General features: G+C 67.8%; 23 protein-coding genes. 6 read left to right on the forward strand and 17 right to left on the reverse strand.

Features of this window, described 5'->3' with window-relative positions; genetic code table 11:
• Positions 1-337: 337 nt before the first annotated feature.
• From ACI2K6_RS10515 to ACI2K6_RS10555, 9 genes are all read right to left on the reverse strand, one after another.
• A complete protein-coding gene (locus ACI2K6_RS10515) occupies positions 338-1,117 on the reverse strand; it encodes an ABC transporter ATP-binding protein (RefSeq protein ID WP_274178553.1) in 780 nt (259 codons plus the stop codon).
• Entirely contained in the window at positions 1,114-1,929 is an 816-nt protein-coding gene (locus ACI2K6_RS10520; RefSeq protein WP_274178554.1) for an ABC transporter ATP-binding protein, read from the reverse strand. The genes ACI2K6_RS10515 and ACI2K6_RS10520 overlap by 4 nt, the downstream gene beginning before the upstream one ends.
• Complete coding sequence (locus tag ACI2K6_RS10525) at positions 1,926-2,801, reverse strand: ABC transporter permease (RefSeq protein ID WP_404568591.1); 876 nt, start codon at positions 2,799-2,801, stop codon at positions 1,926-1,928. Before ACI2K6_RS10525 ends, ACI2K6_RS10520 begins: the two co-directional genes overlap by 4 nt.
• Entirely contained in the window at positions 2,798-3,784 is a 987-nt protein-coding gene (locus tag ACI2K6_RS10530; RefSeq protein ID WP_404568850.1) for an ABC transporter permease, read from the reverse strand. The genes ACI2K6_RS10525 and ACI2K6_RS10530 overlap by 4 nt, the downstream gene beginning before the upstream one ends.
• Positions 3,781-5,295, reverse strand: coding sequence for an ABC transporter substrate-binding protein (locus ACI2K6_RS10535; protein WP_404568592.1), 1,515 nt, complete (start codon positions 5,293-5,295; stop codon positions 3,781-3,783). Before ACI2K6_RS10535 ends, ACI2K6_RS10530 begins: the two co-directional genes overlap by 4 nt.
• A 79-nt stretch (positions 5,296-5,374) precedes the next feature.
• Positions 5,375-6,139 (reverse strand): DUF1684 domain-containing protein, encoded by a 765-nt coding sequence (locus ACI2K6_RS10540; RefSeq protein ID WP_112617000.1) that lies wholly within the window; start codon positions 6,137-6,139, stop codon positions 5,375-5,377.
• A 57-nt stretch (positions 6,140-6,196) separates the two neighbouring features.
• The gene (locus ACI2K6_RS10545; RefSeq protein WP_274178556.1) at positions 6,197-6,607 is read right to left on the reverse strand and encodes a hypothetical protein; all 411 of its coding nucleotides are present in this window, start codon (positions 6,605-6,607) and stop codon (positions 6,197-6,199) included.
• A gap of 9 nt (positions 6,608-6,616) precedes the next feature.
• Positions 6,617-7,078, reverse strand: a complete 462-nt coding sequence (locus ACI2K6_RS10550; RefSeq protein WP_112617002.1) for a DUF3817 domain-containing protein — start codon at positions 7,076-7,078, stop codon at positions 6,617-6,619.
• Between the two features lie 22 nt (positions 7,079-7,100).
• Complete coding sequence (locus ACI2K6_RS10555; protein WP_354450442.1) at positions 7,101-7,526, reverse strand: MarR family transcriptional regulator; 426 nt, start codon at positions 7,524-7,526, stop codon at positions 7,101-7,103.
• A 39-nt stretch (positions 7,527-7,565) separates the two neighbouring features.
• On the opposite strand from ACI2K6_RS10555, the gene ACI2K6_RS10560 reads away from it, so the two are divergent.
• From ACI2K6_RS10560 to ACI2K6_RS10570, 3 genes are all read left to right on the forward strand, one after another.
• Complete coding sequence (locus tag ACI2K6_RS10560) at positions 7,566-7,781, forward strand: hypothetical protein (RefSeq protein WP_282501071.1); 216 nt, start codon at positions 7,566-7,568, stop codon at positions 7,779-7,781.
• 114 nt (positions 7,782-7,895) lie between these two features.
• On the forward strand, positions 7,896-8,324 hold the full coding sequence (locus ACI2K6_RS10565) for a MarR family winged helix-turn-helix transcriptional regulator (protein WP_282501072.1): 429 nt from the start codon (positions 7,896-7,898) through the stop codon (positions 8,322-8,324).
• A 44-nt stretch (positions 8,325-8,368) separates the two neighbouring features.
• Positions 8,369-9,676, forward strand: a complete 1,308-nt coding sequence (locus tag ACI2K6_RS10570; protein ID WP_404568851.1) for an MFS transporter — start codon at positions 8,369-8,371, stop codon at positions 9,674-9,676.
• Positions 9,677-9,763: 87 nt separating this feature from the next.
• Here the strand turns inward: ACI2K6_RS10570 and ACI2K6_RS10575 are convergent, their stop codons facing one another.
• The 6 genes from ACI2K6_RS10575 to nrdH form a co-directional block, all read right to left on the reverse strand.
• Positions 9,764-10,681 (reverse strand): nuclease-related domain-containing protein, encoded by a 918-nt coding sequence (locus ACI2K6_RS10575; RefSeq protein WP_274178559.1) that lies wholly within the window; start codon positions 10,679-10,681, stop codon positions 9,764-9,766.
• Positions 10,682-10,850: 169 nt separating this feature from the next.
• The gene (locus tag ACI2K6_RS10580) at positions 10,851-12,020 is read right to left on the reverse strand and encodes an RtcB family protein (protein ID WP_274178560.1); all 1,170 of its coding nucleotides are present in this window, start codon (positions 12,018-12,020) and stop codon (positions 10,851-10,853) included.
• A gap of 337 nt (positions 12,021-12,357) precedes the next feature.
• Positions 12,358-13,335, reverse strand: coding sequence for a class 1b ribonucleoside-diphosphate reductase subunit beta (gene nrdF, locus ACI2K6_RS10585; RefSeq protein WP_094259728.1), 978 nt, complete (start codon positions 13,333-13,335; stop codon positions 12,358-12,360).
• A 35-nt stretch (positions 13,336-13,370) separates the two neighbouring features.
• Entirely contained in the window at positions 13,371-15,539 is a 2,169-nt protein-coding gene (nrdE, locus tag ACI2K6_RS10590) for a class 1b ribonucleoside-diphosphate reductase subunit alpha (protein WP_023954601.1), read from the reverse strand.
• On the reverse strand, positions 15,509-15,958 hold the full coding sequence (nrdI, locus tag ACI2K6_RS10595; protein WP_023954602.1) for a class Ib ribonucleoside-diphosphate reductase assembly flavoprotein NrdI: 450 nt from the start codon (positions 15,956-15,958) through the stop codon (positions 15,509-15,511). The genes nrdE and nrdI overlap by 31 nt, the downstream gene beginning before the upstream one ends.
• Before the next feature lie 3 nt (positions 15,959-15,961).
• Positions 15,962-16,195: a glutaredoxin-like protein NrdH gene (nrdH, locus tag ACI2K6_RS10600; protein WP_023954603.1), complete on the reverse strand. Its 234-nt coding sequence runs from the start codon at positions 16,193-16,195 to the stop codon at positions 15,962-15,964.
• Between the two features lie 383 nt (positions 16,196-16,578).
• Between nrdH and ACI2K6_RS10605 the strand changes: the two genes are divergently transcribed.
• Positions 16,579-17,784: an MFS transporter gene (locus ACI2K6_RS10605; protein ID WP_112617008.1), complete on the forward strand. Its 1,206-nt coding sequence runs from the start codon at positions 16,579-16,581 to the stop codon at positions 17,782-17,784.
• A 24-nt stretch (positions 17,785-17,808) separates the two neighbouring features.
• Here ACI2K6_RS10605 and ACI2K6_RS10610 read toward each other — a convergent pair whose 3' ends face one another.
• Positions 17,809-18,216, reverse strand: a complete 408-nt coding sequence (locus ACI2K6_RS10610) for a pilus assembly protein CpaE (protein ID WP_112617009.1) — start codon at positions 18,214-18,216, stop codon at positions 17,809-17,811.
• Positions 18,217-18,262: 46 nt separating this feature from the next.
• Here ACI2K6_RS10610 and ACI2K6_RS10615 point away from each other — a divergent pair, with 46 nt between their 5' ends.
• On the forward strand, positions 18,263-19,432 hold the full coding sequence (locus ACI2K6_RS10615; RefSeq protein ID WP_404568593.1) for an acyl-CoA dehydrogenase family protein: 1,170 nt from the start codon (positions 18,263-18,265) through the stop codon (positions 19,430-19,432).
• A 110-nt stretch (positions 19,433-19,542) separates the two neighbouring features.
• Here the strand turns inward: ACI2K6_RS10615 and ACI2K6_RS10620 are convergent, their stop codons facing one another.
• On the reverse strand, positions 19,543-19,815 hold the full coding sequence (locus tag ACI2K6_RS10620; RefSeq protein WP_023954607.1) for a metal-sensitive transcriptional regulator: 273 nt from the start codon (positions 19,813-19,815) through the stop codon (positions 19,543-19,545).
• Between the two features lie 59 nt (positions 19,816-19,874).
• Between ACI2K6_RS10620 and ACI2K6_RS10625 the strand changes: the two genes are divergently transcribed.
• Complete coding sequence (locus ACI2K6_RS10625; RefSeq protein ID WP_274178562.1) at positions 19,875-21,155, forward strand: DUF445 domain-containing protein; 1,281 nt, start codon at positions 19,875-19,877, stop codon at positions 21,153-21,155.

The raw sequence follows: 21,155 nt of genomic DNA on the forward strand, positions 1-21,155 counted from the left end.
GTGCACGCTGTTGAGTTCTCAAGGATCGGACGCTCCCCCAACTGACCTCACAGCCAGCCCAGAGGGCAACTTCACAACCATACCCCACCGACGACCTGTTCCAGAACGAGACTCGGAGACCGAGTCAGTTGTGGGGGTGTGATGGGGACCCTGTGGCAGGCCTTGGACCTGCGACGCTCGGAAGCGTCTGTTTCGGGTTGTTCTCCGCTTGAGGGAGGCGGGACCTTCCGGCCCTCTCGCTCTTCCCTGTGGGGCGAACAAGTAATAAGTTACGCGGCTCCCGGCATCGTGGCAAAGCGACGCGACATCCCGGGCGTGTCGCGTCCGCAGATCCGCGTCATTCCGCGGGAAGACGGGGCACGGCGTCGACGAGCTGCGCGGTGTACTCGTTCGCCGGCGAAGTGAGCAGCCGCGACGTCGGGCCCTCCTCCACGACGCGACCGGCGCGGAGCACCGTCATCCGCTCGCACAGCGCCGACACGATCGTCAGGTCGTGCGAGACCAGCAGCATTCCGATGCCCTGCTCTGCCGCGAGCCGCTGGAACAGCTGGATGACATGCATGCGCACAGACGTGTCGAGAGCACTCACGGGCTCATCCGCCAGCAGCAGTCGGGGCCGCGGCGCGAGGGCGCGAGCGATGGCGATCCGCTGGCGCTGTCCTCCGGAGAACGCGTCCGGGTAGCGGCCCGCGGCATCCGCGTCGAGGTCGACCGCCGTGAGGAGCTCGGCGACCCGGGCGTCGAGCTGCGATCGGTCGCGGGTGATGCGGAGGGACCGCAGCGGTTCGGCGATCGACTGCCCCACCGTCATCCGCGGGTCGAGCGACGAGAACGGGTCCTGGTAGACCGGCTGCACCGCTCGGCGCAGCGAACGCATCTGTGCACGGTCCGCGCCGCGAAGCGGCGCGCCCTCGAAGAGCGCGCGCCCCGATGTCGGCGTCGCCAGGCCCAGCAGCAGCCGGAGTACCGACGTCTTCCCCGCGCCCGACTCCCCCACGAGCCCGACGGTCTCGCCGGGAGCGAGCGAGAGCGATACGTCGTGGAGCACATTCGCGCTGCGACCGTAGGCGAAGTCGACATGCTCGAGCGCGAGTGTCGCGCGACCGTCGGCCGTCATCGGGTTCCCTTCGCCGGCAGGAAGTCGTCGAGAGCGCGCGAGGCGGCGACCAGTTGCGCGGTGTACTCGTGCTGGGGAGACCGGAGCAGTTGCGCCGTGTCGCCGAGCTCGACCTGACGCCCATCACGCATGACGAGGACGCGGTCGGCGATACGCGAGACGACCGGCAGGTCGTGGCTGATGAACAGCAGCGTCATCCCTCGCTCGCTCACCTCGCGCTGGAGCAGATCGAGGATGCCTGCCTGGACCGTCACGTCGAGCGCGGTCGTCGGCTCGTCGGCGATGAGGATGCTCGGCCCGGCGGCCAGGGCGAGCGCGATCGCGACGCGCTGTCGCTGGCCGCCGGAGATCTCGTGGATGAACGATCGCGCGATGCGCTCGGGGTCGGGCAGCTGCACGTCCGCGAGCGCATCGAGCACGCCGCGACGCAGCCCGTCACCGCTCAGGCCGCGGTGCTTGGCGAGCGGCCACGCCAGCTGTCTGCCGACACGCATGAGCGGATCGAGCGAGGCGAGCGGCTCCTGGAAGACCGCCGAGATCGTCCGGCCGCGCACCCGGTCGAGGCGGCGCGAGGCGGTTCCGACAACCTCGACCCGGCCGTCGGGGGTCGCGATCGTCGCCGAACCGAACGGCGTCAGCGGAAACGCGAGCAGACCGAGCATCGCCAGCGCGGTCAGCGACTTGCCCGAGCCGGACTCGCCGATGATGCCCAGACGTTCGCCGGGCTCGAGCGTCACGTCGACGCCGTGCACGAGCGTGCGGTCGTCGCCGATCCGGACGCCGAGACCGGATGCGGTCAGCGCGGCGGTCATCCGATGCTCCTCGTGGTCGGATCGGCGATGTCGCGCAGGCCGTCGGCCAGCAGGTTCGCGCCGATGATGAAGGCGACCAGCAGGACGCCGGGGAGGATCGCCGCCGTCGGTGCGACGAGCACCGTGCTCTGCGCCTCCTCGAGCATCCGGCCCCACGATGCGTTGGGCGGCGGGGAGCCGAGCCCGAGGTACGACAGCGACGCCTCCGCGCCGACCGCGCCGCCGAACTGCAGGGCGAGCGGCACGATGAGGGTCGGCCAGACGTTCCGCAGCACGTGTCGGAACACGATGCCGAGCCTGCTCGTGCCCGAGGTTCGAGCGGCGGTGACGTAGTCCATCGCGAGGACGCGTGTCGCGGCGATGCGGGTGAGCCGGGCGATCACCGCCGAGCCGGCGAGACCGATCGCGAGGATCGCCGAGTCGACCGATGCCCCGCGCCAGGCGACGATCAGCATCGCCAGCAGCAGGGTCGGAAAGGCGATCGCGATGTCGAGCAGGCTCGTGAGCGCATCATCGACCCACCGCCGGGCCACAGCCGCGAGCAGACCGAGCCCGATGCCGACGATGGCCGCGATCAGCACCGACCCGAATCCGACGGTGAGGGCCAGCCGCGCCCCGATCATGAGTTGCGTGAAGAGGTCACGGCCAAGGCGGTCGGTTCCGGCCCAGTGCTCGGCGGACGGCGGCTGCAGCCGGCCGCCGCTGGTGTCATCGAAGGTGAACGGGGTCCACAGCAGCGAGACCAGGCCGATCACCGCAATCGCGCCGAACAGGATGCCGCCGACGGCCAGGTTCACCGAACGCCGGCGTCGGCTGCGCGGGCGCTCGGGCACCGAGACCGTTCCCGAGTCCGGCATGGTCGTCGCCGTCATTCCGCCACCTTCGCTCTGCGGTTGCCCGAGATGGTGTCGCGCAGTCGGGGGTCGATGATGCGTTGCGTGATGTCGGCCGCGAAGCCGAGCAGAAGCACGAGCGCGGTCGAGAACAGCAGCACCCCCTGCACGCTCGGGAAGTCCTGCTCCTTGATGCCGACGAGCAGCATGTCGCCGAGACCGGGGAGCGCGAAGACCCGCTCGATGATGACGGCACCGACGAACGTCGTCGAGAGCTGGATCGCGAGGATAGAGATCAACGGGACGACGGCGTTGCGCACGCCGTGACGCCAGATCGCCGTCGCGAAGCTCTGCCCCGTCGCCCGAGCCGCCCGCAGGTACTGCTGGCCGAGCACGTCGAGCGTCGCGCTGCGGACGTACCGCGCGAGATCGCTGCCCGCGACGAGCGCGATCGTGAGCACCGGAAGCGTGAGCGAGACGAGCGCGGCCCCGGGGTCCTCCCAGTCGCGCCGCGGGAATCCGCCCGCCGGCAGCAGCCGCCAGTTCAGCGCGAACACCGCGACGAGCAGGATGCCGACCCAGAAGACCGGGATCGCTCCGCCGAGCTGCGACACGGCCGAGAAGGCGGTCCCGTACCAGGTGCGCGCCTTCCACGCCGCGACGAACCCCACCGGCACCGCGATCAGCACCGACAGGACGAACGCGATGAGCGTCAGGGGCAGCGTGACGTTCAGCCGACGGAGGATCTCGTCGCCGACCGGCAGATTGTTCGTGAACGATCGCCCCAGGTCGAAGCTCGCGAGCTGGCCGAGGTACGCCAGGAATTGCTCCGGGATCGGCCGGTCGACGCCGAGCCGTGCCGCGGCGGCCGCGATCTCGGCATCCGTCGCCCCCACCGAGATGAGAGCGAAAACCGGGTTGCCGAGAACGCGCAGCACGACGAACAGGATCACCACCGCCAGCGCGAAGGCCAGCAGCAGCAATCCTGTCCGTCGAATCAGATACCGGGTGATGGAGATCAGGCCTTCGTGATGTCGGAGACGTAGAACAACGAGTTCAGTCCATTCTTGGGCACGCCCGACACGCCCTCGGCCGCGATGCGCAGCTGCGGGTTGAGGTAGAGCCACACGCTGGCCGCGTCATCCGAGATCTGCTGGTTCGCCTTCTTGATCAGCTCGGTCTGCTCGTCGACGGATGCGGCCGCCTCGGAGTCCGCGAGCCACGTCTGCACATCGGCGTTGTCGTAACCCCAGTAGAAGTCGGGGTTGCCGTAGAAGTTGATGTCGCGGTCGTTGACGTGGCCCTGCAGCGTGGCCTCGAAGTTCTTCTCGGTGTAGACCTTCTGGTACCACTCGTCGTCGGTGATGATGTTGATGTTCAGCGTGATTCCGACCTTCGCGAGCTCCGACTTCAGGAACTCGGCCACCGTCGAGTGCACGCCCGAGTCGGGGGTGTCGACGGTGAACGTGAACCCTCCCGGCTGACCGGCCTCGGCGAGGAGCTTCTCCGACAGCGCCGGGTCGTAGGGGTTGTTGTCCGCGAGGTCGAGGTACCAGGGCTCGGAGGGCGGCACCATCGAGCCGATGAGTTCGCCGCGGCCGTCCCAGATCGCATCGAGCAGCTTCTCGCGATCGATAGCCGAGTAGATCGCCTTGCGCACGCGCGCGTCGTTGAACGGAGCGATCCGGTCGTTGAACGCCAGCAGCTCCTTCGTCGTCGAGGTGCCCTCGATGACCTGGAAGCCGGCCGCCTCGAACTCGGCGATGCTGTCGGGGTTCGACTGGCTCGTGACGAGGTCGACCGCCCCGGTCGTCAGAGCGTTGTTCAGGGCCGTCGGGTCGGCGTAGTACTGGTAGACGACTCCGCCGTTCTTCGGCGCGTCGCCCCAGTACGCGTCATTGACATCGAGGGTGATCGAGTCGCCCTTGCGGTAGTCACCGAGCTCGTAGGGACCGGTGCCGTCGGCAGTCGCCGTCAGGTCGCCGGCATCCTCGTTGACGATCCAGACGTAGCCCAGGTTGTAGGTGAAGCTGATCGAGGGCTGCGAGAGGGTCACCTCGACGGTCTTGTCGTCGACCGCCGTGACGGTGTCGATGACGCTCAGCTGGCGCTTGCGCGCCGCGATCGACTCGTCGCCCACGAAGCGCTCGAGGCTGTACTTCACGTCATCCGCGGTGAGCTCCTTACCCGAGTGGAAGGTCGCGTCCTCGAGGGTGAAGGTGTACACCAGCCCGTCTGGCGACACCGTCGTCTCGGCTGCCAGAAGGGGCTCGACCTGCGCGTCATCGGTGATCCGGAACAGACCCTCGTACACGTTCCCCGTGAAGACCTCGGTGACCCCGGATGAGCCGCCGAAGATCTGGTCGAGGTTGGTCGGCTCGTTCTGCGATCCGACGACGATCTCGGCATTCGGGTCGCTCGCGCCGGCCGAACCAGCCGGCTCGGTGGATCCGGAGCATCCGGCCAGGACGAGAAGACCGGCCGTCGCTGCCGCGGTGGCGGCGACGATCCGGGAGAAGCCGCGTGAAGTCACGGGTGTTCCTTTGCTGTGTGGAGGGGGCGGCGGAGCGAGGTGCGGGCGCTCCGCCATTTCGAGTGGTGCAGGAGAAAGGTCAGAGCGAGAAGTCGCCGGCGAACCGGACCTTCTTCTCCCCGGCACGGACCGGGAAGGGCAGGCGGTTCTGCAGCGGCGGGAGGGGGCAGTTCATCTGGTTCGAGAAGCCGCACGGCGGAACGACGGCCCGGTTGAAGTCGACCGTGACCGGCGTGCTGTCGCCCGGAGCCAGGTCGCCGGTCGCGCCGGGGTGGTCGAGGAAGAGGAAGCGACCGGCGCCATAGGACTCGGCCCCGTTGGTCTGATCGCCGAAGACGAGGTGCAGCTTGGGCCCGCCGTAGTTCGTGTCGAAAGCGGCGAGTCGGTACTCGGTGCCGTCGATCTCGAAGACCAGGTCGCCCGAGACAGGGAGGCCCCGCGTCGCGCCGCCGTCCTTGATGTGCTCGAAGGGGACCACGCGGTCTTCGTCGACGAGCTCGAAGCGGCCCTCGATGACCCAGGCCGGGTCGTACTCCCAGCGCTCGATGTCTTCGAACGCTTCGTTGGCGGGCGAGTCCTGCCGCCAGATGCGGTAGCCCTCCTGCGGAAGACCGGTCTCGATGTCGGTTCGCTGCAGTCGGGTGAGCAGCGCGTCGACCGGATGCCCCGCACGCGCCGTCTCGTCGTCGACGGCGGGCTCGCCCGGAGCCGACCAGTGCGTGAGCACGAGGGCGAGGGACCCTTGCGGAGCTGCGACCGATTCCCGGCGGTAGGCCGCCCAGGCTCGGTAGTCGGACTCAGCCGAAGAGACGGATGCTGCTGCGGATGCGGATGTGCTCACCATGACAGGCAACCAAACGCGGGGCCGTCCCGAGAAATTCCGTGTCCGCGTATTGCGTCGTCAGCGCGACGACGCTGACGTATCGCGCGCGGGGCCGCCCACCCACAGCGCCCAGGCGACGAGCACCGGCTGGAGGAAGAGGCGGCCGAATCGCCGCGCGTCGGTGTCGAGGCCGGGAGCCGCGGCTCCGGTGCGCCATTGGTGGATGTTGCCCGGGAGCACCGCGACGAAGAAGGCGGCGATCGCGGCGGCGATGCGTCGGCGCTCGCGCGGCAGCGCGATGAGCCCGGTGCCGAGCATGATCTCGACCGCGCCGCTGGCGACGACGATCATGTCCTTGTCGGTGTGCAGCAGCCGCGTCGCCCAGTCGGGCACCGCGATGCGATACCCCCGCCGGAGCACGGTCAGATGCGCGGCTCCCGCGACGATCAGCAGAGCGGCAAGGGCGAAGCGGGCAACGATGCGCAGCATCCGATCACGTTACGCCCGTCCGGGAGGTCCGATCACCAGCAGCACGACGTACGCCGCGATGATGCCGACCGCGAGGATCACGGCGAGCACCGCCGGACGGCGGACGAACCACCGGAGGAATCGGTCGACTGCCCGCTGGTCGCGCGGGTCGTCGGTCGCCTCGGTGCGCCACTCCCCCTCGAGGAGCCCGCGACGACGGAGCACGATCTCCGTCGGCACGGTCGCGTACGGGACCACGGCGGCGGCGACGGCGCAGATCGTCGGGACGAGCGACCACCGGTTGTTCCACGCGACGAGGACCGCGGTCGCGCCGTAGCAGAGGAACACGAAGCCATGGATGCCCCCGCCGATCGTCACGGCGATCGGAAGGTCGAAGGCGGACCGGAGGATGAGGCCCAGGATGAGCAGCGTCCACGAGAATGCCTCGGCGATCGCCAGAGAACGGAAAGCGGTCAGCGGGGTTCGGAACACCCTCGAACCCTATCCAGCGGACTTAGACGATTCCTGCGCGGATGCCGTCCATCGACGAGGCCAGGCCCGGCATGTTGTCGCTGAGCGTGGCGTCGAGCTCGAGCAGCCGCTCGTGGGCTTGCTCCATGACGGCGATGCCTTTCGCTGTGATGCGCAGATCGGATGCCGAGCCGGCGTGCGCGGTCGCATCGGCGACGAGCCCTTCGTCGACGAGGGTGCGCACCGCGGTGTGCGCGGACTGCACCGTGATGTGCGACCGGCGGGCGAGCTCGGAGAACGAGATCCCGGGCTCCGAGCCGATGTGCCCGAGCAGGCCGAACTTGCGGGTGGACAGGCCGAGGTCGCGCAGGGCTGCGGAGAGCCGGCCTTCCCACGACGCCGAGACGGCGATGAGCGCGATGACCGGGCTGAAGCGCGGCTCGCGCGTGAGGGCAGGAGTTTCCGACACGGTCACGATTGTAGGAGGCGCGGGCTCTCTCATGCGGTGATGGCGACCGAGAAAAGCTGTGTCGCGCGCCTAACGCGCCGAGCGTCGTTCGTCAAGGACCGCGCGCCGACGCGAGCCGATGTTCATGATGAGTTCCACGGAAGAAGCGGGGAGGTCACCATGATCACGAACGAAGAGCAGAACGAGCAACACACCGACATCCGCGGCGAGAAGCCGTTCGGTCAATGGCTCGGGCTGATCAACGGCGGCCGCTGACGCCACGCGAATGCCCCCGGCATCCTCTCTCGCGAGGAGGATGCCGGGGGCTTCGTCATTTTCGGGGGTCGAGCCTTTTAGATAGCTCCTCTATGCATGTTGTATAGTTGAGCTATGCAGTTCTCCGACTCCCCCATCCTCCTGATGTCGGCGTCGAGCCGGTTCAACCGTGCTGTGGCCCGCCGGGTCGAGGTCGCCGCCGCCGCGGGAACGTGGCGTGCGCTCGCCGCCCTCAACGAGCTCGGCCCCACGCGGGTGAGCGACCTGGCCGAGTGGCAACGCGTCAGCCAGCCCACCATGACGACGCTGGTGCGTCGGATGGAAGCGGAGGGGCTCGTCGAGCGCGCACCCGACCCCGAGGACGGCCGGGCCTCGCTCGTGTCGATCACCGCGGAGGGGCGGCGCCAGTTCGAGGCGTTCCGCTCGCAGGCGCTCGAGGTGACCGGGCCGGCATGGGCGAGGCTCAGTGCCGCCGACCGATCGACCCTCGCGCGCGCTGCCGAGCTCCTTGCAGGGCTGCTCGAGGAGCCGGAACTGCGATGACCACCACAGACCCCGAAGAGAGGAAGGTGCGCGTGACCAGCGCGATGCATACAGAACGGTCCGCGACCGGCGATCAGACGAAGGCGACAGCCGAGACCGCGAAGGCGTCCATCTGGCGCCAACCCGTCGCGGTATGGGCGATCGCCTTCGCCTGCACGGTGTCGTTCATGGGCATCGGTCTGGTCGATCCGATCCTCCCGGCGATCAGCCGCGAGCTGGATGCAACGCCATCCGAGACGATGCTGCTCTTCACCAGCTACCTCTTCATCACCGGCATCGTCATGTTGTTCGCGAGCTGGGTGTCGTCGAGGCTCGGCGTCAAGAAGACCCTGCTGCTCGGGCTCGCCCTGATCGTCGTGTTCGCCGCGGCAGCAGGACTCTCCGGCGGCGTGGTCGAGATCATCGGCTTCCGCGCCGGCTGGGGAATCGGCAACGCGCTCTTCATCGCGACGGCGTTGGCCGCGATCGTCGGAGCCGCGAGCGGCGGAAGCCGTCAGGCGATCGTGCTGTACGAGGCATCCCTCGGCATCGGCCTGGCGGTCGGACCGCTCCTCGGCGGCGCGCTCGGCGAGCTGTCGTGGCGCGGTCCCTTCTTCGGTACCGCCGCACTCATGGCCATCGCGTTGCTCGCGATCCTCGTCGTGTTCCGCTCCCCCGCGCCGGCGGCTGGTGCCGCCGCGCCGGCGAAGGTGTCGCTTCTCGCGTCGTTCCGCGCGCTGCGCAACCCGGCCCTGCTGACGCTGTCGCTGACGGCGTTCTTCTACAACGTCGCGTTCTTCGTGCTGCTGGCCTATAGCCCGTATCCCATCGAGTCCGCCGCGGCGCAGGCCGGGATGACGTTCGGAGCCCACGAGCTCGGACTCGTCTTCTTCGGCTGGGGGCTCGCCGTCGCCCTGACGTCAGTGCTCGCCGCTCCCGTGCTGACCCGGCGGCTGGGCCTTCGGCCCGTGCTGTTCACGATGCTCGGGCTGCTCGCCGTCGCCGAAGCCGTGCTCGCGATCGGCATCGACAGCGCCACCGTGCTCATCGTCACCGTCATCGTGGCCGGTCTGTTCCTCGGCGTGCTGAACACCGCGCTGACCGAGGCCGTCATGGAAGCCACCGACCTCCCCCGAAACGTCGCGAGCGGCACCTACTCGGGCGTGCGCTTCATCGGCGGCGCGATCGCTCCCGCCGTGGCCGGCCCCCTCGCCGCCGCGATCACCCCGAGTGCGCCCTACTGGCTCGGTGTCGCCGCGCTCATCGTCGCGATCGCGATCCTCGCCTTCGCCGGCCGGACCCTCAGCCACCTCGGCCGCCCGCACGAGACCGCGATCGCCGAGGCCGCCGACATCGGCCGAGGCGACGCCTGACCGCTTCCGGAGGACATCTGCACGTCGGAGGGCGGACTCCTGGAATCCACCCTCCGACGTGCTTTTCTCCTCCGAAAGGGATGCGGTTCAGTCGCCGACGCGTTCGACGTGAGCTCCGAGCGACTCGAAGTAGGCACGGAGCTGTTCGAGCTGTGCCACCGTCAGCGCGGTGGGTGGCTGCTGCCGGACCTCGGCGAGCATGCGCACGAGCCCCTTTGAGCCGCTGAGGACTCTCGTCGTCACGCCGCTGGAGCTCCGACTCACCGGTTTCGCGTGGACGGACGCATCGCCGTGCGAGTAGAGCACCGCGGTGGTGAAGAACGGGGCCTCGCCCCATCGCGCCCTGAGGTGTTCGGCCAGGCGTCTCGCCTGACGGCGGACCTGCACGGCCGGAGAGTCAGCACCGACGTGCCGCAGGACTTCCCACGCAGACTCTGAGATAGGCCGGATCTGTAGCGCGAAAGGCGCCTCGAGCTTCTCCTCGTCGAGCATCGCCCGGAACGCCGGGATCACGCTACTCGGTCGGACATCGTCGAAGATCAGGCCCTGCCAGTACTTGTTCTCGATGAGGATCGCGGCCTGCCGAGTCAAGAGGACGTGGTCGATCTGGGCGAAGAAGGTGTTCCGAGTGTCGTCAGGCACGAAGACGACATTCGTGACGAGCACGCCCGACAGACCGACATCAGCGCAGGCCGCCGCGATCAGACGCTTCGAGACCGCGTCCGTTCCGAGGACACGCGCCATCTGCTCACGCGCTCGGCGCGATTCGCCCACGGCGCGATCACGCTCGTCGATCACGGCCTGCACTGCAGCCTCGTGTTCGTTCCGCAATTGGTTCACCGCCGCCGCATGAGACGCGGTGACCTCCGCCAGATGCTGCTCGCTCGCCGCGCGCTCGGCCGCGGTGCGCACGCGAGTCGACCGAGCGCGATACCTCCACACCAGAACAACGACGACCAGAACGAGCGCGAGGAGCGCCGCGATGGATGCCAGAACCTCGACCATCCATCGAGCCAACCATCTACCGGTGACACAGAGCAAAGAATCGAGGCGATCTCCGAGGGGTGTGCGCGGACTACCCCTATGCGCTCGTCCCGTCGTAGGTGCTGTCGGCGATCGATAAGGGAGGGGCGGATGCCGCAGAATCCGCCCCTCCCATCCGTCACGGCGAGGGTCAGTCGCCCTTCACGTTGACCAGCTGACGCAGCGTGTGCCGCACCTCGACGAGGTCGGCGGCATCCGCCATGACGCGATCGATCGGCTTGTAAGCCTGCGGGATCTCGTCGATGAACGCATCCGTGTCGCGGAACTCGATCCCCGCCATCGCCTCCCGCAGCTGGTCGTGCGTGAAGGTCCGGCGCGCGGCCGACCGCGAGTACTCCCGCCCCGCGCCGTGCGGGGACGAGTTGAGCGAGAGCGGGTTGCCGAGCCCCGAGACGACGTACGACGCCGTGCCCATGGATCCCGGGATGAGGCCGGGCCGGCCGGCATCCGCCTGAATCGCGCCCTTGCGCGACACCCACACCTGCTTGCCGAAGTGCCTCTCGCTCTCGGTGAAGTTGTGGTGGCAGTTGATGCGCTCGAGCTCCTCGACGTCGGCGCCCATCGTCTCGGACAGCTGACGGGCGACGCGGTCCATCATCTCCTCGCGGTTCAGGAGCGCGAAGTGCTGCGCCCACCGGAGCTCGCGGATGTAGCGCCGGAACTCCTCCGTGCCCTCGACGAGGTACGCCAGGTCGGGATCGGGCAGGTCGATCCACCACTGCTTCGCGAGCCGTTGAGCGACGCCGATGTGGTGCGTCGCGATTCTGTTGCCCACTCCCCGCGAGCCGGAATGCAGGAACATCCACACCGCGTCGGTCTCGTCGACCGACACCTCGATGAAGTGGTTGCCCGAGCCGAGCGACCCGAGCTGGTTGCGCCAGTGTCCGGCGTAGCGCGCGGGGTCGAACTCGTGCTTCTCGGCGAGCTCCTCCAGCTCGGCGATGCGCGGCTCCGCGGTCGCGACGATTCTGCGGTTGTCGCGACCGGCCGACAGCGGGATCGCCCGCTCGATCTGCTCACGCAGCGCCCCGAGGTCACGGCCGAGCAGCTGCGACTTCGTGAACTGCGTGCGGACAGCGATCATGCCGCATCCGATGTCGACGCCGACAGCGGCCGGCATGATCGCCCCGAGCGTCGGGATGACAGACCCGACGGTCGCCCCCTTGCCGAGGTGCGCGTCGGGCATGAGCGCCAGGTGCGGGTGGATGAACGGCATGCCAGACGCGGTGCGAGCCTGATCGAGGGTCTTCTCGTCGATGATGCTCGCCCACGACAGCAGCCTGTTCGAGAGCTTCTCCATGGTTCCTTTCCTTGTGATGACGGTCCGGGAACGGGCGCATGGAGAGGAACACACGAACGCCCCGGACCTGTGCGGTGCGGGGCGTGCTGACAGTGGCGGGTCAGACGTCTCGCACCGGAGGGTACGACTCATTGCGGAGCTGGAACTGGCCCAGGTCCGCTGCGATCAGGCGCTCGTTGCGCGTGGTCATGTCGTTCCTCCGGTGATGCCGTGCGGATTCGCGCGGCGTCGCAACCCTATGCGTGGGCGCGGCGCGGCGTCAACGAAAAAGCGGCGCGTGCGCCGGGAATCGCCGGAGCGCTCCCGTCACACGCGCCGCTTTCGTGCGCGAGTCGGCTCAGAAGTCCCAGTCCTCGTCTTCGGTGGCCTCGGCCTTGCCGATGACGTACGACGAGCCCGACCCCGAGAAGAAGTCATGATTCTCGTCGGCGTTCGGCGACAGGGCCGAGAGGATCGCCGGGTTCACGTTGGTGACCGTGGCGGGGAACATCGCCTCGAAGCCGAGGTTCATCAGCGCCTTGTTGGCGTTGTAGTGCAGGAACTTCTTGACGTCTTCGGTCAGCCCGACGGCGTCGTAGAGGTCCTGCGTGTACTGCACCTCGTTGTCGTAGAGCTCGTAGAGCAGCGAGAACGTGTAGTCCTTGATCTCGTCGCGCTCGGCCTGCGTGAGCTGCTCGTAGCCCTTCTGGAACTTGTAGCCGATGTAGTAGCCGTGCACGGCCTCGTCACGGATGATGAGGCGGATAATGTCGGCGGTGTTCGTCAGCTTCGCCTTCGCCGACCAGTGCAGGGGCAGGTAGAACCCCGAGTAGAAGAGGAACGACTCGAGCAGGGTCGAGGCGACCTTGCGCTTGAGCGGCTCGTCGCCACGGTAGTAATCCATGACGATCGAGGCCTTCTTCTGAAGGTTCGGGTTCTCGACCGACCAGCGGAACGCGTCGTCGATCTCGGGCGTCGAGGCGAGCGTCGAGAAGATCGACGAGTAGCTCTTCGCGTGCACCGACTCCATGAACGCGATGTTCGTGTAGACGGCCTCCTCGTGCGGCGTGATCGCATCGGGGATGAGCGAGACGGCGCCGACGGTGCCCTGGATCGTGTCGAGGAGCGTCAGCCCCGTGAACACGCGCATGGTGAGCGTCTGCTCATCGGGCGTCAGCGTGTTCCACGACTGGATGTCGTTCGACAGCGGCACCTTCTCGGGCAGCCAGAAGTTGTTCACCAGACGGTTCCAGACTTCGAGGTCTTTATCGTCCTGGATGCGGTTCCAGTTGATCGCCTGCACGTGGTCGACGAGCTTGAGCGGTTCGGGAGTCATGTCGCTTCAGTTCCTGGTTCGGGTTCCGGCATCCGTCACAGCATGCAGCTGACGCACTCGGACATGTCGGTGCCCTCGAGCGCCATCTGCCGCAGGCGGATGTAGTAGATCGTCTTGATGCCCTTGCGCCAGGCGTAGATCTGGGCCTTGTTGATGTCGCGCGTGGTCGCGGTGTCCTTGAAGAACAGCGTGAGCGACAGACCCTGGTCGACGTGCTGGGTCGCGGCGGCGTAGGTGTCGATGACCTTCTCGTAGCCGATCTCGTACGCGTCCTCGTAGTACTCGAGGTTGTCGTTCGTCATGAACGGCGCCGGGTAGTAGACGCGGCCGAGCTTGCCTTCCTTGCGGATCTCGATCTTCGACGCGATCGGGTGAATCGACGACGTCGAGTTGTTGATGTACGAGATCGAGCCAGTCGGGGGCACCGCCTGCAGGTTCTGGTTGTAGATGCCGTGCTGCTGGATGGATGCCTTCAGCTCGCGCCAGTCGTCCTGCGTCGGGATGTGGATGCCGTCGAACAGACCCTTCACCTTGTCGGTCTGGGGCGCCCACTCCTGCTCGATGTACTTGTCGAAGAACTCGCCCGACGCGTAGGTCGAGTCGGGGAAGCCCTCGAAGTACGTGCCGCGCTCGATCGCGATCTTGTTCGAGGCCCGCAGCGCGTGGAACAGCACCGTGTAGAAGTAGATGTTCGTGAAGTCCAGGCCCTCTTCCGAGCCGTAGTGGACGTGCTCGCGCGCCAGGTAGCCGTGCAGGTTCATCTGACCGAGACCGATCGCGTGCGAACGGTCGTTGCCGTCCTCGATCGAGCGGACCGAGGCGATGTGGCTCTGATCGCTGACCGCGGTGAGGGCACGGATGCTGGTCTCGACGGTCTGCGCGAGGTCCTTGCCGTCCATCGCGAGCGCGATGTTCATCGACCCGAGGTTGCAGGAGATGTCCTTGCCGATCTGGGCGTACGAGAGGTCCTCGTTGTACGTCGTCGGGGTGTTGACCTGGAGGATCTCCGAGCACAGGTTCGACATGTTGATCCGACCCTTGATCGGGTTGGCCTTGTTCACCGTGTCCTCGAACATGATGTACGGGTAGCCCGACTCGAACTGGATCTCGGCGAGGGTCTGGAAGAACTCACGAGCGTTGATCTTCGTCTTCTTGATGCGCGCGTCGTCGACCATCTCGCGGTACTTCTCGGTGACCGAGATGTCGCCGAACGGAACGCCGTAGACCTTCTCGACGTCGTAGGGCGAGAACAGGTACATGTCCTCGCCGTTCTTGGCGAGCTCGAAGGTGATGTCGGGGATGACGACACCCAGCGACAGCGTCTTGATGCGGATCTTCTCGTCGGCGTTCTCGCGCTTGGTGTCGAGGAACTTGAGGATGTCGGGGTGGTGCGCCGACAGGTACACCGCGCCGGCTCCCTGACGCGCGCCGAGCTGGTTGGCGTAGCTGAAGCTGTCTTCGAGCAGCTTCATGACGGGGATGATGCCCGACGACTGGTTCTCGATCTGCTTGATCGGAGCACCGGCCTCGCGGATGTTCGACAGCAGCAGGGCGACGCCGCCGCCGCGCTTCGAGAGCTGCAGGGCGGAGTTGATGCCGCGGGCGATCGACTCCATGTTGTCTTCGATGCGGAGCAGGAAGCACGACACGAGCTCGCCGCGCTGTGCCTTGCCCGTGTTGAGGAACGTCGGGGTGGCGGGCTGGAAACGACCCGAGATGATCTCGTCGACGAGCTGCATCGCGAGGTTCTCGTCACCGTCGGCGAGGCCGAGGGCGGTCATGACGACGCGGTCCTCGAAGCGCTCGAGGTAGCGCTTGCCGTCGAAGGTCTTCAGCGTGTAGCTCGTGTAGTACTTGAACGCGCCGAGGAAGGTCTCGAAGCGGAACTTCTTGCCGTAGGCGAAGTCGTTGAGCTTCTGGATGAACTCGAGCGAGTACTTCTCGATGACCTTGGGCTCGTAGTACTCCTTCTCGACGAGGTAGTCGAGACGCTCCTTGAGGGAGTGGAAGAAGACCGTGTTCTGGTTGACGTGCTGGAGGAAGTACTCCCGGGCCGCACGCTTGTCGGCGTCGAACTGGATCTTGCCGTCCGCGCCGTAGAGGTTGAGCATCGCGTTGAGGGCGTGGTAGTCGAGCCCGTCGAAGCGTGCGTCGACCTTGAAGCCGTTATCGGTCAAGGCTGTTTCCAGTGCTGATTCCACCATCGTTCCAATCCTGCGCTCACGCGCTCGACGTCTTCGGGCGTGCCGAACAGTTCCACCTTGTCCAAGTGCGGCACGGAGCACTTGCGACTGATGATGTCGCCGGCGAGGCAGTACGACTCGCCGAAATTCGTGTTGCCGGTGGAGATGACTCCCCGGAGGAGGGTGCGGTTGCGCACGTCGTTCAGGAAGCGAACGACCTGCTTGGGCACCGCACCCTTCTCCTCACCGCGACCCTGTCCCCCGCCGTAGGTGGGGGTGACGAGCACGAAGGGCTCGGTCATGACGAGGGGCGTCGGTGAGGAGTGAAGGGGGATGCGGAGCGCCGGCAATCCCAGCTTGTCGATGAATCGCGCGGTGTTGCCGGAGACGCTCGAGAAGTACACGAGCAGAGGCGCCCGCGTCGCGACCGCCGTGCTCATGGCTCAGGCGAAGCGAGCGGCCAGCTCGTCGATCTTGTCGGGACGGAAGCCCGACCAGTGGTCCTCGTCGGTGATGACGACGGGGGCCTGCAGGTAGCCGAGCGACTTGACGCGCTCGAGCGCCGCCGGGTCCTCGGAGAGGTCGAGGACGTCGTATTCGATGCCCTTCGAGTCCAGCGCACGGTACGTCGCGTTGCACTGCACGCAGGAGGGCTTGGTGTAGACCGTGATCGCCATGTCGAGTGTGGTTTCCCTTCGCTTCTTACGCATCTCCGGCTGAGAACCTGCCGGAGCCTCAATACTACATATGGGTGCCGACATCGGGGGGCACCACAAGGGGTAGTAGTTACAAGTCTGTAGTTTTGCACCGCTCTCCCCAGGTACAACACATCTTGTCCACCGTTTCATCCACAGATCAGCGACTCGATCGAAGCCCGGTTCGACGCGTGATTCCGCGCTTCCGGGCGACGTCGAGCGAGTCTGTCCACAGGTCGGACGCTAGACCGACCCACCGACATCCGATTCGGGCGGATCTCGTCGCATCGGCGTGTCGCGGGCGTGTCGCCGCGGCAGCCGTCCGGGCGTCGCCGACCGGGCTTCGGAATCGCTACCGTTGAGGGGTGGCGGGATACAGAGAACTGCTGCGCGCACCGGGTGTCGCGCGCATCATCGCCGCACAGTTGACCGCTCGCTTTCCGAGCGGGATGACGAGCCTCGCCATCCTGCTCCACATCGAGCACGTGACCGGATCCTACGGGTCGGCCGGTCTGGTCCTGGCGGCGACCTCAGTCGGACAGGCGATCGCAGGTCCGGTGACGAGTCGATGGATGGGCGTCTGGGGCATGCGGCGGGTGCTGACGCTGACGCTCGCCGTGTGCGCCGCGTCGATCGCTCTGCTCGCGGTGCTCGACGTGCCGCTCTGGGTCTACATGGCGCTCGGTCTCATCGCGGGCCTGTCGACCCCGCCGGTGCAGTCGGCCGTGCGCACGATCTACCCGAAGATGGTGACGTCGCGGCAGCTCACCCCCCTCTTCTCCCTCGACGCATCGCTGCAGGAGATCATCTGGATCATCGCGCCGGTGCTCATCACCTTCGTCGCGCTGCAGGCCGGCACGGTGCCGGGGCTCCTGCTCGTCGTCGTCATCCTCATCGGCGGCGGCGCATGGTTCATCTCTTCACCCGAGCTCGGACGCGTCCGCATCCCGCGCAGCCGGCGCAGCCTGGGCCGCGTGCTGCTCAAGCCGCCGGTCATGCTCGCGACCGCGACCGGCTTCCTCCTCATCGGCGCGTGCTCCGCGGTCGAAGCGGGCGTCGTCGCGTCGTTCGGTCACGGCGGACTCGAGTCCGGCCTCGTCCTCGCGGTCTTCGCCGTCGGCAGCCTGGCCGGCGGCCTGTCGTTCGGCCACATCCCGATCGGACGGTGGGCCATGGCTCGCCGCTTCCTCATCGTCACCGTCGGGCTGGCGGCGACCATCTTCTCGCTCAACGCCTGGTGGCTCGGCGGCTCGCTGCTGGTCGCCGGCATCGGCATCGCGCCGGCGCTCGCGGTCATGTTCGCCATCACCTCGGCGAGCGTGAAGTTCAGCGAGACGGCCGAAGCCTACGGCTGGATCGGCACCGGGCAGCTCATCGGAGCCGCGGCGGGTTCCGCCATCGCCGGTTTCCTCATCGACGGCGTGGGCCCGCAGGGCGCATATGTGGCCGCTACCCTGTTCGCCGTCGTCGGCCTCGTCGTCGCGGTGACGTGCGTGCAGTGGTTCCCCGACCTCCGCGGGCGCGACGCGTCGCCCATTCCCGACACCGCACCGGTCCACACGATTACGTGAGGCTGGTTCCGCGCGGACGATCGCTCAGTCGTTGACGCGCTGCAGCATCGCGAGGACGGCCGCCGCGTAGGCATCCTCGGGCTGCGGATGCTCGAACGCCAGCTCCTCGCCGGCGAACTCGATCTCCACGCGGTGAGTGTCCGCGAGCCGGCGCAGACTCCGGAAGCCGCCGCGGAGCATCTCACGCAGCTGGTCCTCACGGGGAAGCCAAAGCGCCTCGTCGAGCGCGACGGAGTCGAGCGCCCACTCCGTCGTGCCGTTGAACGCGAGGATCGTCCCGGTCGGATAGCGCCGCGGCTCGATCGTCATCTCGCTGACGGTGAAGACGTCGGCCTCGAACTCCGGCTCGTTGAGCTGGAAGCGGTCTCCAGATGCCGGGCGCCAGACGAGCCCGGCCTCGCGCAGGGCGAGCGCGGCGTCGGTCGAGATCATGCCCCCATCCTGCACCAGGCGACCGGGTGAGGAGGGCGGGAGCAGAATGGATGCCGTGAGCGACTTCGACCCGGCCCGATACCTTCCCGACAGCCTCATCGAACGGATCCGCGAGCGAGCCGCGGGCGTCGACGCGGACAACATCTTCCCCGACGAGGATCTCGCCGAGCTGCGAGAAGCCGGCTACCTCGGCATCCTCGTTCCGGAAGAGCTCGGCGGCGCGGGCTTGTCGCTCGCGCAGGCATCCGTTCTGCAGCAGCGGCTGGCCGGTGCCGCGCCCGCGACAGCGCTCGCGATCAACATGCACCTCGTGTGGACGGGTGTTGCCAAGGTGCTGTCCGACCGCGGTGACGACGCCCTGCGCTTCGTGCAGGAGGGCGCCGCTGCGGGCGAGGTGTTCGCGTTCGGCATCAGCGAGGCGGGCAACGACCTCGTCCTGTTCGGCAGCGACACCGTGGCCGAGCCGCAGTCCGACGGCGGGTACGCCTTCACGGGCACGAAGATCTTCACCTCGCTCGCTCCGGTGTGGGACCACCTCGGGCTGCACGGCCTCGACACGACGAGCGAGGACGCGCCGAAGATGGTGTTCGCCTTCGTCGACCGCACCGATGCCGTGCGCACGCGCGATGATTGGGACACCGTCGGCATGCGCGGAACCCAGTCGCGCACGACGGAGCTGCACGGCGCCCTCGCATCGCCCGACCGCGTCGTCCGCCGCCTCTCCCCCGGCCCGAACCCGGATCCGCTCGTGTTCGGGATCTTCTCGGTCTTCGAGCTGCTGCTCGCGTCGGTGTACACCGGCATCGCCCGGCGTGCCCTCGACCTCGCTGTCGTGGCCGCGCAATCGCGCACCTCGAAGAAGACGGGACTCGCGTACAGCCAGGATCCCGACATCCGATGGCGCATCGCCGACATGGCGCTGACGTACGACGGGATGCTGCCGCAGCTCGAGGCGATCGCGCGCGACATCGCTGAGCGGGCCGATCACGGTGGCCTGTGGTTCGCGAAGCTCAGCGGCCTGAAGCACCGCGCCGTCACCGCGGCGAAGGCCGTCGTCGACGAGGCGATGCTCGTGGCGGGCGGGTCATCGTACTTCTCCCGCTCTGAGCTCGGCCGCCTCTACCGCGACGTCCTGGCGGGGATGTTTCACCCCTCCGACCCGGAGTCCGCCCACAGCACCGTCGCCGCCGCCTGGCTCGGCCCTCTCACCCCCTGACCGGTCGCCCGCTCGGCCCGGGCCGGTCGACTCGCCACAAACCGCGGATGCCGGGGCCACCGGATCCGCAATTCCTGGCGACTCGACGGTAGGCGGAGGGACGGATGCGGTCAGCGGGTCTCGAGGTCGTAGGCCTTGAGGAGCTCGGCGACGGCCTGCTCGCGATCGGCGCCGCCGTTCTCGAACATGTGGGTCACGTGGGTGCGGAGGTGGTTCTCGATGAGGAGCTTGTCGAGCGAGGCGAGTGCCTTCTGGATGGCCCGCGACTGGGCGATGATGTCCATGCAGTAGTCCTCGTTCTCGATCATCCGGGCGAGCCCGCGGACCTGGCCTTCGAGGATGCTCGTGCGGCGCAGGGCTCGCTTCTGGATGTCGTCGATCACGCGGTCAGGATACGCCGAGACCGGCCCCGCTCGGCGAAGCCCCGTGGGAGGATGACCGGATGGCACGCACGCCGACCTCCCTGCTCTCCCCCGCCGACCAGGCTCGACGCCAGGGGCTGCGGCGGATGAAGGCCGTCGCCCTCGGCGCGTTGATCTTCATGGCGATCGTCTTCGCGATCTCCTTCCCCCTGCAGCAGACCGTCCCCGCGTTCGGCTATGTCCGCGCCGCCGCGGAGGGCGGCATGGTGGGAGCCCTCGCCGACTGGTTCGCAGTCACCGCGCTGTTCCGGCATCCGCTCGGCCTGCCCATCCCGCACACGGCGATCATCCCGAGGCGCAAGGACGAGATCGGCCACACCCTCGGCGAGTTCGTCGAGACGAACTTCCTCGAAGCGGGCGTCATCCGCGGCAAGCTCGAATCGATGGGCATCGCGACGCGGCTCGGCGCGTGGTTGCGGCGTCCCGAGAACGCGGAGCGCGTCTCGGCCGAGGCATCGGCGGCGGCATCCGGCATCCTGACGGCGCTGAGCGACGACGAGGTGCAGGACCTGCTCGAAGACCTGGCGCGCGAGCACCTGCTGGCCCCCTCCTGGGGGCCCTCGATCGGGGGATGGCTCGAGCGCGTCGTCGGCGCCGGCGCTCACCACGGCGCCGTCGATCTCGCCATCGACAACATCGAGACCTGGCTCGTCGCCAACCGTTCGGTGTTCACCGGGCTCGTCTCCCGCCGCCTGCCGTCGTGGTTACCGTCGGTGGCAACACGGCTCGTCGACGACACCGTCTACCGCGAGGCGCTGACGTTCGTCGCGGCCGTGCGAAACGACCCCGAGCACCCGGCACGAAAGGCCATCGACGGCTACCTCGCTCGTCTCGCCGGCGATCTGCAGGGCGAGACCGAGACGGCGGCGCGGCTCGAGGCCGCCAAAGCGGCGGTCTTCGACAGTCCTCGCGTTCGCGCCCTGGCCGCCGAGGCGTGGGGCACGGCGAAGGCCGGTCTCGTCCGCTCGCTCGGCGACGCCGAGAGCCCGCTCCGCCGTCGCATCGCTGCCGCGCTCACCGAGGTCGGCGAACGCCTGTCGACCGAGACCGCACTGCAGCAGCGGATCGACGCGCGCGTCATCGACGCCGCCGCGACTCTCGTGGCCCGGCATCGGGCCGACATCGCCTCGGTGATCACCGAGACGGTCGAGCGCTGGGACGCTCAGGAGACGACCGAGAAGATCGAGCTCATGGTCGGCCGCGACCTGCAGTACATCCGACTCAACGGCACGATCGTGGGATCGCTCGCCGGACTCGTCATCTACACGATCGCCCACGCGGTCTTCGGCGCGGGAGGATGA

Origin of the sequence: Microbacterium sp. NPDC006705 (assembly GCF_044903545.1) — a bacterium.
GTDB lineage: Bacteria > Actinomycetota > Actinomycetes > Actinomycetales > Microbacteriaceae > Microbacterium > Microbacterium plantarum.

Bases quoted from the DNA above. Each gene is read 5' to 3' on its own strand.
- ACI2K6_RS10515 (WP_274178553.1), bottom strand. From the start codon at position 1,117: ATGACGGCCGACGGTCGCGCGACACTCGCGCTCGAGCATGTCGACTTC.
- ACI2K6_RS10520 (WP_274178554.1), bottom strand. From the start codon at position 1,929: ATGACCGCCGCGCTGACCGCATCCGGTCTCGGCGTCCGGATCGGCGAC.
- ACI2K6_RS10525 (WP_404568591.1), bottom strand. From the start codon at position 2,801: ATGACGGCGACGACCATGCCGGACTCGGGAACGGTCTCGGTGCCCGAG.
- ACI2K6_RS10540 (WP_112617000.1), bottom strand. From the start codon at position 6,139: ATGGTGAGCACATCCGCATCCGCAGCAGCATCCGTCTCTTCGGCTGAG.
- ACI2K6_RS10545 (WP_274178556.1), bottom strand. From the start codon at position 6,607: ATGCTGCGCATCGTTGCCCGCTTCGCCCTTGCCGCTCTGCTGATCGTC.
- ACI2K6_RS10560 (WP_282501071.1), top strand. From the start codon at position 7,566: ATGGCGACCGAGAAAAGCTGTGTCGCGCGCCTAACGCGCCGAGCGTCG.
- ACI2K6_RS10565 (WP_282501072.1), top strand. From the start codon at position 7,896: ATGCAGTTCTCCGACTCCCCCATCCTCCTGATGTCGGCGTCGAGCCGG.
- ACI2K6_RS10570 (WP_404568851.1), top strand. From the start codon at position 8,369: ATGCATACAGAACGGTCCGCGACCGGCGATCAGACGAAGGCGACAGCC.
- ACI2K6_RS10575 (WP_274178559.1), bottom strand. From the start codon at position 10,681: ATGGTCGAGGTTCTGGCATCCATCGCGGCGCTCCTCGCGCTCGTTCTG.
- ACI2K6_RS10580 (WP_274178560.1), bottom strand. From the start codon at position 12,020: ATGGAGAAGCTCTCGAACAGGCTGCTGTCGTGGGCGAGCATCATCGAC.
- nrdF (WP_094259728.1), bottom strand. From the start codon at position 13,335: ATGACTCCCGAACCGCTCAAGCTCGTCGACCACGTGCAGGCGATCAAC.
- nrdE (WP_023954601.1), bottom strand. From the start codon at position 15,539: ATGGTGGAATCAGCACTGGAAACAGCCTTGACCGATAACGGCTTCAAG.
- nrdI (WP_023954602.1), bottom strand. From the start codon at position 15,958: ATGAGCACGGCGGTCGCGACGCGGGCGCCTCTGCTCGTGTACTTCTCG.
- nrdH (WP_023954603.1), bottom strand. From the start codon at position 16,195: ATGGCGATCACGGTCTACACCAAGCCCTCCTGCGTGCAGTGCAACGCG.
- ACI2K6_RS10610 (WP_112617009.1), bottom strand. From the start codon at position 18,216: ATGATCTCGACCGACGCCGCGCTCGCCCTGCGCGAGGCCGGGCTCGTC.
- ACI2K6_RS10615 (WP_404568593.1), top strand. From the start codon at position 18,263: ATGGATGCCGTGAGCGACTTCGACCCGGCCCGATACCTTCCCGACAGC.
- ACI2K6_RS10625 (WP_274178562.1), top strand. From the start codon at position 19,875: ATGGCACGCACGCCGACCTCCCTGCTCTCCCCCGCCGACCAGGCTCGA.